General features: G+C 69.3%; 12 protein-coding genes. 2 read left to right on the forward strand and 10 right to left on the reverse strand.

All coding sequences use genetic code 11. The annotated features are described in order from the left end of the window. The 6 genes from AB7U46_RS14675 to AB7U46_RS14700 all read right to left on the reverse strand — a co-directional run bounded on the left by AB7U46_RS14675 (position 1) and on the right by AB7U46_RS14700 (position 6,737). Positions 1-2,019 carry a M3 family metallopeptidase gene (locus AB7U46_RS14675; RefSeq protein ID WP_428337727.1) on the reverse strand — a complete coding sequence of 673 codons (2,019 nt, stop codon included), beginning with the start codon at positions 2,017-2,019 and terminating at the stop codon, positions 1-3. A gap of 153 nt (positions 2,020-2,172) precedes the next feature. After that, entirely contained in the window at positions 2,173-3,204 is a 1,032-nt protein-coding gene (locus AB7U46_RS14680) for a HesA/MoeB/ThiF family protein (RefSeq protein WP_428337728.1), read from the reverse strand. Beyond that, the gene (gene dut, locus AB7U46_RS14685) at positions 3,201-3,671 is read right to left on the reverse strand and encodes a dUTP diphosphatase (RefSeq protein WP_428337729.1); all 471 of its coding nucleotides are present in this window, start codon (positions 3,669-3,671) and stop codon (positions 3,201-3,203) included. The genes AB7U46_RS14680 and dut overlap by 4 nt, the downstream gene beginning before the upstream one ends. Before the next feature lie 114 nt (positions 3,672-3,785). Next, complete coding sequence (gene coaBC / locus AB7U46_RS14690; RefSeq protein WP_428337730.1) at positions 3,786-4,988, reverse strand: bifunctional phosphopantothenoylcysteine decarboxylase/phosphopantothenate--cysteine ligase CoaBC; 1,203 nt, start codon at positions 4,986-4,988, stop codon at positions 3,786-3,788. Positions 4,989-5,046: 58 nt separating this feature from the next. Beyond that, the gene (locus AB7U46_RS14695; protein ID WP_428337731.1) at positions 5,047-5,862 is read right to left on the reverse strand and encodes a ChaN family lipoprotein; all 816 of its coding nucleotides are present in this window, start codon (positions 5,860-5,862) and stop codon (positions 5,047-5,049) included. Beyond that, positions 5,859-6,737: an RNA polymerase factor sigma-32 gene (locus AB7U46_RS14700; protein WP_428337732.1), complete on the reverse strand. Its 879-nt coding sequence runs from the start codon at positions 6,735-6,737 to the stop codon at positions 5,859-5,861. The genes AB7U46_RS14695 and AB7U46_RS14700 overlap by 4 nt, the downstream gene beginning before the upstream one ends. Before the next feature lie 243 nt (positions 6,738-6,980). Here AB7U46_RS14700 and AB7U46_RS14705 point away from each other — a divergent pair, with 243 nt between their 5' ends. Then, positions 6,981-8,492, forward strand: coding sequence for a YifB family Mg chelatase-like AAA ATPase (locus AB7U46_RS14705; RefSeq protein ID WP_428337733.1), 1,512 nt, complete (start codon positions 6,981-6,983; stop codon positions 8,490-8,492). Here the strand turns inward: AB7U46_RS14705 and AB7U46_RS14710 are convergent. From AB7U46_RS14710 to rsmI, 4 genes are all read right to left on the reverse strand, one after another. Continuing rightward, positions 8,473-9,381, reverse strand: coding sequence for an alpha/beta hydrolase (locus tag AB7U46_RS14710; protein WP_428337734.1), 909 nt, complete (start codon positions 9,379-9,381; stop codon positions 8,473-8,475). The genes AB7U46_RS14705 and AB7U46_RS14710 overlap by 20 nt on opposite strands. Next, the gene (gene gshB / locus AB7U46_RS14715) at positions 9,378-10,325 is read right to left on the reverse strand and encodes a glutathione synthase (protein ID WP_428337735.1); all 948 of its coding nucleotides are present in this window, start codon (positions 10,323-10,325) and stop codon (positions 9,378-9,380) included. The genes AB7U46_RS14710 and gshB overlap by 4 nt, the downstream gene beginning before the upstream one ends. Positions 10,326-10,403: 78 nt before the next feature. After that, positions 10,404-10,763, reverse strand: coding sequence for a YraN family protein (locus AB7U46_RS14720; RefSeq protein WP_428337736.1), 360 nt, complete (start codon positions 10,761-10,763; stop codon positions 10,404-10,406). Then, positions 10,760-11,614 (reverse strand): 16S rRNA (cytidine(1402)-2'-O)-methyltransferase, encoded by an 855-nt coding sequence (gene rsmI / locus AB7U46_RS14725; RefSeq protein ID WP_428337738.1) that lies wholly within the window; start codon positions 11,612-11,614, stop codon positions 10,760-10,762. Before rsmI ends, AB7U46_RS14720 begins: the two co-directional genes overlap by 4 nt. Before the next feature lie 138 nt (positions 11,615-11,752). On the opposite strand from rsmI, the gene AB7U46_RS14730 reads away from it, so the two are divergent. Beyond that, positions 11,753-12,931, forward strand: a complete 1,179-nt coding sequence (locus AB7U46_RS14730; RefSeq protein WP_428337737.1) for a penicillin-binding protein activator — start codon at positions 11,753-11,755, stop codon at positions 12,929-12,931. Positions 12,932-13,076: the final 145 nt, after the last annotated feature.

The raw sequence follows: 13,076 nt of genomic DNA on the forward strand, positions 1-13,076 counted from the left end.
TTACGCCTCCTCGAGCAGCCCCCGCCCCTTCAGCAGCGCCTCGACGCCCGGCATCTTGCCGCGGAAGTCGAGCCACTCCTCATCGGCCGGGCGCGAGCCGCCCTTCGACAGGATGAACTTTTCCAGCCGTTCCGCCGTCGCCGGATCGAAGGGGCTGCCGGCCTCCTCGAAGGCGGCGAAGGCGTCGGCATCCATCACCTCCGACCACATGTAGCTGTAATAGCCCGAGGAATAGCCGTCGCCCGAGAAGACATGGCTGAAATGCGGCGTCGCGTGGCGCATCCGGATCGCATGCGGCAGGCCCATTTCCGCCAGCACCTCGGCCTGTTTCGCCATCGGATCGGCGGGCGCGGCGCCCTCATGGAAGGCCAGATCGACCATCGCCGAGGCGACATATTCGACCGTGGCAAAGCCCTGATCATAGGTCGATGCCGCAAGCAGCTTGTCGAGGAGATCCTTCGGCATCGGCGCCCCGGTCTTCCAGTGCCTGGCGTGCTTTTCCAGCACCTCGGGCACTTCCATCCAGTGTTCGTAAAGCTGGCTCGGCAGCTCGACGAAATCGCGCGCGACCGAGGTGCCGGAAACGAACTGATAGGTCACGTCCGAAAGCATCTGGTGCAGCGCATGGCCGAATTCGTGGAACAGCGTGCGCGCGTCGTCATAGGAGAGCAGCGCCGGATCACCCTTCGCGAAATTGCAGACGTTGACGACGATCGGCCGCACCTCGCCGCCGAGTTTTTTCTGGCTCCGCATCGCCGAACACCAGGCGCCCGAGCGTTTCGAGCCGCGCGCGAAATAATCGCCGAGGAAAACAGCGACATGCCTGCCGCCGCGGGTGACTTCCCAGCCGCGCACGTCGGGGTGGTAGAACGGCCCCTCGAGCGGGCGGAAGTCGAGGTGGAAGAGCCGATGCGCAGTGTCGAACATCGCGCCCAGCATCGCCTCGAGCGAGAGATAGGGTTTCAGCTGCCCCTCGTCGAAATCATGCTCGGCGACGCGGCGCTTCTCGCTGTAATAGCGCCAGTCCCAGGGTTCGAGCACGCCATTGCCGCCCTCGGCATGCATCATCTCGGTCAGCTTTTCCGCATCCGCCTCGGCCCGCGCCTTCGCCGGCGCCCAGACCCGCATGAGCAGATCGCGCACATGCGCCGGTGTCTTCGCCATCTCGGGCTCGAGCTTGTAATCGGCGAAACTCGCATAGCCGAGAAGCTTCGCGCGCTCCTCGCGCAGCGCGAGGATCTCGGCGGCATTCGCCCGGTTGTCGGTTTCGCCGCCATTCGCGCCGCGCGCGGTCCAGGCCTCATAAGCGATCTCGCGCAGGTCGCGGCGCGGCGAGAATTGCAAAAACGGCACGATCAGCGAGCGGCTGAGCGTGAGCACCGGCCCCGCGGCGCCGCGTTCCTTGCCCGCCTCGCGCGCGGCGGCCACGACGAAATCGGGCAGGCCTTCGAGGTCTTCCTCGGAAAGCGGGCGGAACCAGTCACGCTCATCGGCGAGCAGGTTTTGCGAAAACGCGGTCGAAAGCACGGCAAGCCGCTCCTTGATCGCGCTCATCCGCGTCGCGGCCTCGCCCTCGAGCGCGGCGCCAAGCCGGATGAACATCTTGTAGTAAAGCTCGAGCACCCGCGCCTGTTCGGGCGTCAGCCCCAGCCCCGCACGCCCCTCCCAAAGCGCCGCGACGCGCTCGAAAAGCGGCCGGTTCATCGTCACTTCCGAGGCGAAAGCCGCCATCTTCGGCGCCAGATCGCGCATCAACGCCTCACGCGCGGGCGTGCTGTCGGCGCTGGAAAGATTGTAAAACACCCCCGAAACCCGGTCGAGCGCGCCCTCGGCCTGCTCCATCGCCTCGATCACATTGGCGAATGTCGGCGCCTCCGGATTGGCGGCGATCGCGGCGATATGCGCGCGCGCCTCGGTCAGCGCCACCTCGAAAGCGGGGCCGAAATCCTCGTCGCGGATCGCGGCGAAAGGCGGCAGGGCAAAGGCGCCCTCCCAGGGCGCGAGCAGCGGATTGGTCATCGAAAGATCTCCTTTGCGCTCAAGCTAGGCCTTGAGCGCCGCAAGGGAAAGGGGCCCGGCGGCGTGCCCGGTCAAATCTTCGGATGAGTATTTGAACCAAGAAAAAGCTGCATTTCCTTGGCAAAATACTCCCGCCGGAGGCTTCCGCCGCCGTCAGTGGATCGCACCGCAGATCTTGCAGGCCGGATCGCGCTTCACCGCAATCTGCCGGCTCTCGCCCCAGAGCGCATCGTGGATCACCAGCCGCCCGCGCAGCGTGGCGCCGGCGCCGGTGATTTCCTTGATCGCCTCGGCGGCCATCATCGCGCCGACGATGCCGGGCAGCGCGCCCATCACCCCCGCCTCGGCGCAGCTGGGCGCGAGCCCCGCCGCCGGGATCACCGGAAAGACACAGGCAAGGCAGGGCGCGCCGCGCGCGGGATCGTAGAGGCTCAGCTGCCCCTCCCATTGCGTGATCGCACCGGAAAGCAGCGGCTTGCCCGCCTCGACGCAGGCCCGGTTCACCAGATGCCGCGTCTCGAAATTGTCGCAGCCGTCAATCACCAGATCATAATCGGCGATCAGACCCGCGGCGTTTTCCTCGGTCAGACGGCGATTGTAGGGGCGGATCTCGATGAAAGGGTTGAGCGCGGTCAGCGCCGCCTCGGCCGAAAACACCTTCGGCTTGCCGATGTCGGCGTCGCGGTGCAGCACCTGCCGTTGCAGGTTCGACGACGACACCGCGTCGTCGTCGACAATGCCGATCGTGCCCACGCCCGCCGCGGCAAGGTAAAGCAGCACCGGCGAGCCAAGCCCCCCTGCCCCCACCACCAGCACCTTCGCCGCCTTGAGCTTGCGCTGCCCGGGCCCGCCCACTTCGCGCAGCAGAATGTGGCGCGCGTAGCGGTCGAGTTCGGCCTCGGAAAAGGTGCCCTCGGCGCGCGCCGGCGGCGTGATCGCCCGCGCCCGCAGCGCGCGCAGCATCGCCCGATAGGCCAGCACCAGCACCGCAACGACACCCAGCGCGAGCCAGCCGGTGAGACTGCCGCCCAATGTCGCGCGCAGAGGATTGCCCTCGGGCAAAAGCAGATGGACGAGCACGATCCCCGCCCAGAGCAGCCCCAGCATGCTCAGCACGATCCGCCCCGGCGCCCGAAGCGCCAGGCCAAGCGCCAAGAGCGCCGCAAGCAGGACCAGCCCGGTCATGCCTTGCCGGTCGAGCCGAAGCCGTTCTCGCCGCGCGCGGTGCCGCTCAGCGGCTCTTCGGTGATCTCGTAGACCACCTGCACCACCGGCGCGACCACCGCCTGCGCGATCCGCTCGCCATGCGCGATCGTGTAGTCATGCGCGCCGATATTGACCATCAGCACGCCAAGCGGGCCGCGATAGTCGCTGTCGATCGTGCCGGGCGTGTTCGGCATCGAGATGCCGTGGCGAAAGGCGAGGCCCGAGCGCGGGCGGATCTGCATCTCGAACCCCTCGGGGATCTCGACGCGCAGCCCGGTCGGGATGATCGCGCGCTGCATCGGGCGCAGCGTGAAGCCGAGGCTGCGCTCCTCGGGGCGCAGATTGGCGCGCAGATCGGCGCCCGCGGCACCCGGCGTCTCATAGGCGGGCAGCGCCACCTCCGGATCGGCCCAATCCTCGCGGACCACCTTCACGATCGGTTTCATCTTCGTCCTTTCGTTGCCCCCGGTCCCGGCCGGGGATGCCTCCGGCGGGGATATTTCGCCACTTTGGAAGCCGTTTCCAAAGTGAAAAATATCCCCCGCGGAGCGTCCGCCCCGTCAATCCGCGCCCAGCGCCGCAGCAATGCGCGCAGCAAGCCGGCGCGCGACCGCATCCTTGCCCATCCGCTCCCAATGCTCGGCACCCCCCGCGTCGATGATCGTCACCGCGTTCTCGGTACCGCCCATGATCCCGGTCCCCGGGCTCACGTCATTCGCCACGATCCAGTCGCAGCCCTTGCGCGCGCGTTTCTCGGTGGCGTGGCGTTCGACCTCATGCGTCTCGGCGGCGAAGCCGACGACGAGGCGCGGCCGCCCCGCGCTCCTCTTCGACACCGTCGCGAGGATGTCGGGGTTTTCCGCGAATTCGAGCGCGGGCGCCCGGCCCGAGCCGTCCTTCTTCATCTTCTGCCCCGCGGCATTGGCGACGCGCCAGTCGGCCACCGCAGCGGCAAAGACGGCGGCCTCGGCGGGCAGCGCGGCCTCGACCGCGGCCAGCATCTCCCGCGCGGTCTCGACCCTGACCACCGTCACCCCGGCGGGCGGCGGCACCGTCGCCGGGCCGGTCACGAAGGTCACGCGCGCCCCCAGATCGCGCAGCGCGGCGGCGAGCGCCGTGCCCTGCGCGCCCGACGAGCGGTTCGCGATATAGCGCACCGGGTCGATCGGCTCATGCGTCGGGCCGGAGGTGACGAGGACATGGCGCCCCTTGAGCGGGCCGTCGGCAAGCGCCGCGGTGATCGCGGCGAGGATCTCGGCGGGCTCCGCCATCCGGCCCAGCCCATGCTCGCCGCAGGCCATGTCGCCCGCATTCGGGCCGACGCAAAGCACGCCATCGGCGCCAAGCTGCGCGAGATTGCGCTGCGTCGCCGGGTGATGCCACATCCGCACATTCATCGCCGGCGCGATCAGCACCCGCTTGTCGGTCGCCAGCAGCAGCGTCGAGGCGAGGTCATTGGCCAGCCCCGCCGCCATCTTCGCCATCAGATCCGCCGTCGCCGGCGCCACCACCACCAGATCGGCCGCACGGCTAAGCTGGATATGGCCGATCTCGGCCTCGTGGGTCAGATCGAAGAGGTCGCGATGCACCGCCTCGCCGGCGAGCGACGAGACCGTCAGCGGCGTGACGAATTCCGCCGCCGCCCCCGTCATCACCGGCGTCACCGCGCCGCCCTGCCCGCGGATCAGCCGGATCAGCTCCGCCGCCTTATAGGCCGCGATGCCGCCGCCGATGATCAGCAATATCCGTTTGCCCGCAAGCATCGCTTCCTCCGCCTTTGGCCAAGGTGTAGGGCGCGGCGCCCGGCGGCGCAAGCGCGGCTCAGGGTTTGCGGAAGGCGAGACAGGGGTCTTCGCGCTCCGCCGCGGGCGTCACGATCCAGAGATCGAAGGGCTGATCGCCCTCGGCCGGGGCCTCGAGCTGACCAAGGGCGAGGAGCTTCACCCCCGGATCGGCCTGACGGATCAGCGCGGGCACGGCGCGATCGGCGCGGGCATGGCCCGAGCCGGTGATGAGCGCGACCGGCCCGCCGGTCTCGGCCAGCGCTTGCAGCGTCGTGCGCGCGAAAGCCCCGTCGCGCAGCCGCTGCGCCGCGACCATGCCGGGCAGGATGTCTTCGGGCAGCGCGCCGCAGTGATCGGCCTGGGTCTCAGCTTCGAGTTGTTTTTCCAGCGGCCCGGGATAGGGCTGATCGAGGCCATAGCGCGCGGCCTCGGGGCCGAAGACCTGCGCCAGGGGCTCCTTGAAGGCGCGCCGCACCTCGGCCCGCGGCAGCGCCGCGCCGTAATAGCGCGCCTCGGGCGCCGCGGCGAAGATCGGCGCGTACATGGCGAAATCGGGCCAGCCCGAGGCCTCCCAGCCGAGCACCTCGGCGAGCTTCGCGGGATCGGCGATCAGCCCCGGCGTGATCCGTGCCGCCTGCCCCGGCTCGAGCATCTCGAACACCAGCGCGCGCGGCTTCAGCGCCGCCACCGCGGCGGCCTGGTTCTCATGGTGGATCGGGTTGTCATGCACCTCGCCCAGCACCGCGATCGCGGGCGGATCGGCGGTGAGGCGGGCGGTCAGATCGGCGGCGGAAATCTCCGCACCCAGCGCGGGCGCGGCGAGAACGGCAAGGCAAAGGGCAAGTGTCTTCATGCGAAGAAACTTGCAACCTCCGCCCCATGGGTTTCAAGGCTCTTGCGCATCTTGCCGAAGGCCTGCGCCTCGAGCTGACGGATGCGTTCCTTCGACAGCCCCAGCTCCGCGCCCAGCGATTCCAGCGTGCGCGGCTCCTCGATCAGGCGCCGCTCCGTGACGATATAGCGCTCCCGGTCGCTCAGCCGCCCCATCGCCTCGCTGATCCAGCCGCGCATCAGCGCGCCGTCATGCGAATCGGTCGTCGCCTCTTCCGGGGTGGCGCCGTCATCTTCCAGCGTCTCGACCCATTCGCGGCCGTCCTCGTCGCCCGACTGCATCGCGTTGAGCGAGAAGTCCGAGCCCGAAAGCCGCCCCTCCATCATTTCGACATCGGCGAGCGGCACACCGATCACCTCGGCCACGCGCTGGCGCATCTGCGCGCCGTCGAGCGCCACGCCCTCGGCATCCGCCTCGCGCTCGATCTGCGCCTGCACCCGCTTGAGGTTGAAGAACAGCGCCTTCTGCGAGGAGGTCGAGCCGGTGCGCACCATCGACCAGTTGCGCATCACGAATTCCTGGATCGAGGCCTTGATCCACCACACCGCATAGGTCGAGAACCGCACGCCGCGGTCGGGGTCGAACTTGTCGGCCGCCTTCATCAGGCCGAGCGAGGCCTCCTGGATGAGGTCGCTCATCGGCGCGCCGTAGCGGCGGAATTTCGAAGCCATCGAGATCGCAAGCCGCATGTAGGCGGTCACGAGACGATGCAACGCCTGCTGGTCGCGCCGGTCACGCCATGCGCGCGCCAGCTCGGCCTCCGTCTCGGCGTCGAGGTATTCCGCGCGCATCGCCTGCCGCGGAAGCGTTTCGTCGGTCATCCCATCGAGTGCCATGGCCAGTCTCCCGGGGCTCTCCAACCCCACTGTCGGCGTGCTCTGCCCAGGCAGTATGCCGCATCCCGGGTTCAATGTCTCGCGCGCGAATTGGTTCCTCACGAAAAAGTTCTATTCGCAATACACCATTAATTTTGGCCGCCGCACCCCCTTTCCCGGATGCGAAAATCGCCCCTGCGCGCAAGATTTGTTAACCATTCGTCAAGAGATGCCGTTTAGCCGTTAACCATTCTGGAGCGGATCATGGTCGCACGCACATTCACGGTGGCCTTCGAGGGGGTCGAGGCGCGCAGGGTCGAGGTGCAATGCGCCCTCGCGCCCGGGATGCCCGCCTTCTCGATCGTCGGCCTGCCCGACAAGGCGGTGAGCGAGGCGCGCGAGCGGGTGCGCGCGGCACTTTCCGCGCTTTCGATCGCGCTGCCGATGCGGCGGATCACGGTGAACCTCTCGCCCGCCGACCTGCCGAAGGAGGGCTCGCATTTCGACCTGCCGATCGCGCTCGCGCTGATGGCGGCGATCGAGGTGGTGCCGCCCGAGGATGTCGAGGAGCTGGTCTCGATCGGCGAGCTCTCGCTCGACGGGCGGATCGTGCCGGTCACCGGCGCGCTGCCCGCGGCGATGGCGGCGGCCGAGGAGGGCAAGGCGCTGATGTGCCCGAAGGCCTGCGGGGCGGAGGCGGCCTGGGTCGCCGCGACGCCCGTCTACGCCCCCGCAACGCTGACCGAGGCGCTGCGCCATCTGACGCTGCAGGCACCGCTCGCCCCCGCGCGCCCGGGCGAGGTGACCGCCCCCGCGGCGCATCGCGACCTGCGCGACGTGAAGGGGCAGGAACGCGCGAAACGCGCGCTCGAGATCGCGGCGGCGGGGCGGCATCACCTGATGATGGTCGGCCCGCCCGGCGCCGGCAAGTCGATGCTCGCCGCGCGGCTGCCCGGGATCCTGCCCGATCTGAGCCCCGCCGAGGCGCTCGAGACCTCGATGATCCACTCGATTTCCGGCCTGCTGAGCGAGGGCGGCATCTCGCGACAGCGCCCGTTCCGCGCGCCCCATCACACCGCCTCGATGGCGGCGATGATCGGCGGCGGCCGCGGCGCGCGCCCGGGCGAGGTGAGCCTCGCGCATAACGGCGTGCTTTTCATGGACGAATTCCCCGAATATCCGCGCGCCGTGCTCGAAACCCTGCGCCAGCCGATCGAGACCGGCGAGGTCGTCGTCGCCCGCGCCAATGCCCATGTGCGCTACCCTTGCCGCTTCCTGCTCGTGGCCGCCGCGAATCCCTGCCGCTGCGGCCATCTGGGCGATCCGGCGCGCGCCTGCGCCCGGGTGCCGGCCTGTGGCGAGGACTATCTCGGCCGGATCTCCGGCCCGCTGATGGACCGGTTCGACCTGCGCATCGAGGTGCCCGCCGTCGACTGGCGCGAGCTCGACCTGCCCGCCGCGGGCGAAAGCTCGGCCACCGTCGCCGCCCGCGTCGCTGCGGCGCGCGCGATCCAGACGCAGCGCTTCGCCGGCCATCCCGAGCTGCGCGTGAATGCCGAGGCCGAGGGCGCCGTGCTCGAGGAAATCGCGGCCCCCGATGCGGAGGGGCGCGAGTTGCTGGGCAAGGTGGCGGAGAAGTTCGGCCTCACCGCGCGCGGCTATCACCGGGTGCTGCGCACGGCGCGCACGATCGCCGATCTCGAGGGCTCGGCCGAGGTGCGCCGCCCGCATCTCGCCGAGGCGGTGAGCTACCGGCTCACTTTCGCGACGCGCTGAGCATCGCGCGGGTCGCCTCGGCGGCGTTCAGCAACGCCGCGCGCGCCTCGGGCACCCAGCCGACGAAGAGATGCCAGACATGCGGTGTCGCCTCCCAACATTGCAGCGTGACCTCGGCGCCGAAGCCTTGCAGCCGCTCCGCCATGCGCAGGCTGTCGTCGCGCAGGATCTCGATCTCGGAACATTGCAGCAGCACCGGCGGGCAACCCGGGAAGGTCGCGAAGAGCGGCGAGGCGCCCGGATCGGTCGCCGGCGTGTCGCCAAGGTAAAGCGCGGCGACCTCGGGCAGGCGATGGGCGACGAGCATCGCGTCGCTTTCGGCATTGTCGCGCATCGAGGGCGAGGCGCCGGTCAGATCGGTCCAGGGCGCGAAACCGACGAGCCCCGCCGGCGGCGTGCCGCGCACGCAAAGCCGCGAGAGCAGCGCAAGCGCAAGCCCGCCCCCCGCGCTGTCGCCTGCCAGCACGATCTGCTCGGGGCGCAGACCCGAGGCGATCAGATCGTCCCAGGCCGCCTCAGCATCCTCGAGCGCCGCCGGATAGGGGTGCTCGGGCGCGAGGCGCTGATCCACGGCGAGGATCTCGGTGCGCGAGAGCCGGGCGAGCCAGCTGAGCATCGACAGATGGGTGAGCGGCGAACCCGAAACATGCGCGCCGCCGTGGAAATAGAGCACGCGGCCCGGCCCGCTCCCCGCAGCGGTGCGGATCGAGAGCGTCGGGCGCGCGCCCAGATGCCCCCAGCGCGTGATCGTCCCGGGCGCGCGGCGCAGCGTCCAGCCGGCCGAACGCTCCATGTCGCGCCGCGCCTGAACGGGATCGGCCGCCCGCTCCGCCCAGCGCTTCACGGTCAGCCGCAGCGCCATGTCGAGAAGGCTCAGCCGCAGGCTCATGCCGCCGCCCGTTTCGCCTCGATCACCTCCCAGATCAGCGCCGCGGTATTGGTGCCGTCGAAGCGCTCGAGCTCCTGGATCCCGGTGGGGGAGGTGACGTTGATCTCGGTCAGCCAGTCGCCGATCACGTCGATGCCGACGAAGATCTGCCCCTTCTCGCGCAGGACCGGCCCGATTCGCGCGCAGATCTCGCGCTCGCGTTCGGTGAGCTCCGTCTTTTCCGGCCGCCCGCCGACATGCATGTTCGAGCGGGTTTCCCCCGCGGCGGGGACGCGGTTGATCGCGCCGACCGGCTCGCCATTGACGAGGATGATGCGCTTGTCGCCCTTGACCACGGCGGGGACGTATTTCTGCACGATCAGCGGCTCGCGATTGATGCCGGTGAAAAGTTCGTGCAGCGAGGCGAGGTTGCGGTCGTTCGGATCGAGCCGGAAGACCCCGGCGCCGCCGTTGCCGTAGAGCGGCTTGAGGATGACATCGCCGTGGCGCGCCTTGAAGTCGCGGATCGTGGCGAGGTCGCGCGCGATCAGCGTCGGCGGGGTGAGGTCGGGGAAGTCGAGGACCAGGAGCTTCTCAGGCGAGTTGCGCACCCAGAACGGGTCGTTGACGACAAGCGTCTTCGGATGGATCCGGTCGAGAATATGGGTCGTGGTGATATAGCCCATGTCGAAGGGCGGATCCTGCCGCAGCCAGACGACGTCGAAACCGCCGAGATCGACCTCGGCCTCCTCGCCGAGCGTGTAGTGGTTGCCCTGTTCGCGGCGCAGCGTGAGCGGCCAGCCGCGGGCGAAGACACCGCCCTCGCGATAGATCAGCTTGTCGGGCGTGTAGTAGAACAGCGAATGCCCCCGCGCCTGCGCCTCGAGCGCGATGCGGAAGGTGCTGTCTGCATCGATGTTGATCGGCCCGATCGGGTCCATCTGGATCGCAACTTTCAAGGACATGGCGCCCCCCTTTCGTTGCGACCTTGATGCCCCGCCGCCGCGCGCGATGCAATCGCTCCGGCGCGCAACGCCCCCTGCTCAGTCGAACAGATAGGCGTTTTCCAGGATCTCGATGCGGCCTTGCCCGTCGACGAGCGCGACGTCGAATCGCATGTCGAGATTGGCGCAATCGGGCGTCATCGCGACGAATTCCTCTGCCGAGATGCAGATCCGGCGCATCTGCCTTTCACTCAGACGCTCGACCGCCCAGGCATGGGTCTCCGCGCGTTTCACCTCGATGAAGATGACCTTGTCGCCCTCCCGCGCGATGAGGTCGATCTCGCCGCCGTAACGGCCCCGCCAGCGATGCGCGGCGATCCGGCGCCCGGCGTTCTGGTAATGCACGGCGACCTGACGCTCCGCGGCCAGGCCGGCATGGTAGGAAGTCGCTCCGCTCATTCGTCCCGCTCCATCGCCAGGGCCCGTTGGTAAACCTCGCGCCGGGGCAGACCCAGCGCCTCGGCCACTTCCGCCGCCGCATCCTTCACACTCATCTGCGCGAGACGTTCGCGCAGGGCCGCTTCCACATCCTCAGGGCCGAACTGCCGTCCCCGGGGCCGGTCGACGAGAACGACGATCTCACCCTTCACCGTCTTGCCGGAAAATTCCGCCGCAAGTTCGCCAAGGGGTCCGCGTCGCACCTCTTCGAAGCGTTTCGTCAGCTCGCGGCAGACGACCGCCTCCCGATCCGTTCCGAAGTCTTGCACCAGATCGGTTAACATTTCCCCAAGACGCTTGGGCGATTCGTAGAACACGAGCGTCGCCGGCACCGCGGCGAATTCGGCGAGCCATTTCCGCCTTGCGCTGCCGCCATGCGGCGGGAAGCCGGCGAAGAGAAACCGATCGGTCGGCAGGCCCGAGACGGTGAGCGCGGCGAGCACCGCCGAGGCGCCCGGCGCGGCAAAGGTGCGATGGCCTTCTGCGATCGCGGCGCGGCCGAGCTGAAACCCCGGATCGGCGACGAGCGGCGTGCCCGCTTCCGAGGCATAGGCGACCGACAGCCCCTCGGCGAGCGCGCGCAGGATCCGCGGGCGCGCCTGTTCGCCGTTGTGATCGTGATAGGCCACCACCTGACGCCCGGCGAGCGGCACGCCGTGGATCTCCATCAGGTGGCGCAGCGTCCGCGTGTCCTCCGCCGCAAGCACATCCGCCTCGCGCAGAATATCTAGGCCGCGCAGCGTGATGTCGCGCGCCGCGCCGATCGGCGTCGCCACGAAATAAAGCCCGGGAGCCAGCTTCCGCCCCGACATCCCCGCCCCGACCGGCGCGCTTCCGCCGTCTTCGCCGATCTCGTCCACAACCCTGCCTTTCGCATCCGTTGCCAAGTTTACTTCGCGAGACGAAACGCTTACGGTTCGCCCGTCCCCCGCCCTGACCAGAGGCTGTTCATGTTCGCGACTTTGCGCACCCCCCGCAACCCCCTGCTGCGTCTCGGCGCGGTGCTCTCCGTCTTCTGGCTCGCCGCCTGCGAGCCGATCGCCGGCGCGGGCGGCGGCAGCGGGCCGAAGATCGACACCAATGCCGCGGTGCCGGTGGCCCTGCTCGTGCCCGCGGGCTCGGGCAATACCGGCGACGAGACGCTTGCGAAATCGCTGCGCCAGGCCGCCGATCTCGCGATCTCCGACCTCAACGGGGTGAAGATCGACCTGCGCGTCTACAATACCGGCGGCTCCGCGGCGCAGGCCGGCGCGATGGCTTCGAAGGCGGTCGACGAGGGCGCCAAGATCATCCTCGGCCCGGTCTTCGCCGAATCGGCCAATGCCGTCGGCCTCGCCGTCGCCGACAAGGGCGTGAACGTCCTCTCCTTCTCGAACAACACCGATATCGCGGGCGGCAACGTCTTCGTGCTCGGGCCGTCCTTCCCGAACACCGCGAACCGGCTGGCGAGCTATGCCGCCGCGCAGGGCAAGCGGCGCATCCTCGTCGTCAACGACCAGACCACCGCGGGCGAGATCGGCGCGAAGGCGATCGAGGGCGCGATCTCGCGCTCGGGCGCCCAGCTGGCCGGCGTCGCCTCCTACCCGTTCTCGCAGCAGGGCGTGACCGGGGCGGTGCCCGCGATCGCGCAGCGCGTGAAATCGGGCGATGTCGACGCGCTCTTCATGACCGCCGACACCGCCGGCGCGCTGCCGATGCTCGCGCAACTTCTGCCCGACAACGGCGTCAACCCGGGCCAGACGAAGTTCATCGGCCTCACCCGCTGGGACATCCCGCAGGCGACGCTCGCCCTGCCGGGCCTGCAGGGCGGCTGGTTCGCGCTCCCCGATCCGAGCCTGAACCAGCGCTTCAAATCGCGCTACGAGGCCGCCTTCGGCGAGGCTCCTCATCCGATCGCAGGGCTCGCCTATGACGGCATCGCCGCGATCGGCGCGCTGGTGAAATCGGGCCGCGCCGATGCGCTCACCCGCGGCGCGCTCACCCAGCCCTCGGGCTTCGTCGGCGTCAACGGCATCTTCCGGCTGCGCAACGACGGCACCAACGAACGCGGCCTTGCCGTGGCGGAGATCCGCAACAGCCAGGTCGTGGTGATCGACCCCGCGCCGCGCTCCTTCGGCGCCGGGTTCTGAGCTAACCGGCGCGCCCCCCGGGCGCGCCCTGACGGCCCCAGGAAAGGCCCGCTTTGGGAACAGGCGATCAAGTGACCGAAACCACGACCTCCGCCCCGGCAAGCGCCGGGGCGCCCTTGCTTCTGACCCGCCTTCCGCTGATCCA

It is taken from the genome of Paenirhodobacter sp. (assembly GCF_050177655.1).
Classification (GTDB): domain Bacteria; phylum Pseudomonadota; class Alphaproteobacteria; order Rhodobacterales; family Rhodobacteraceae; genus Rhodobacter.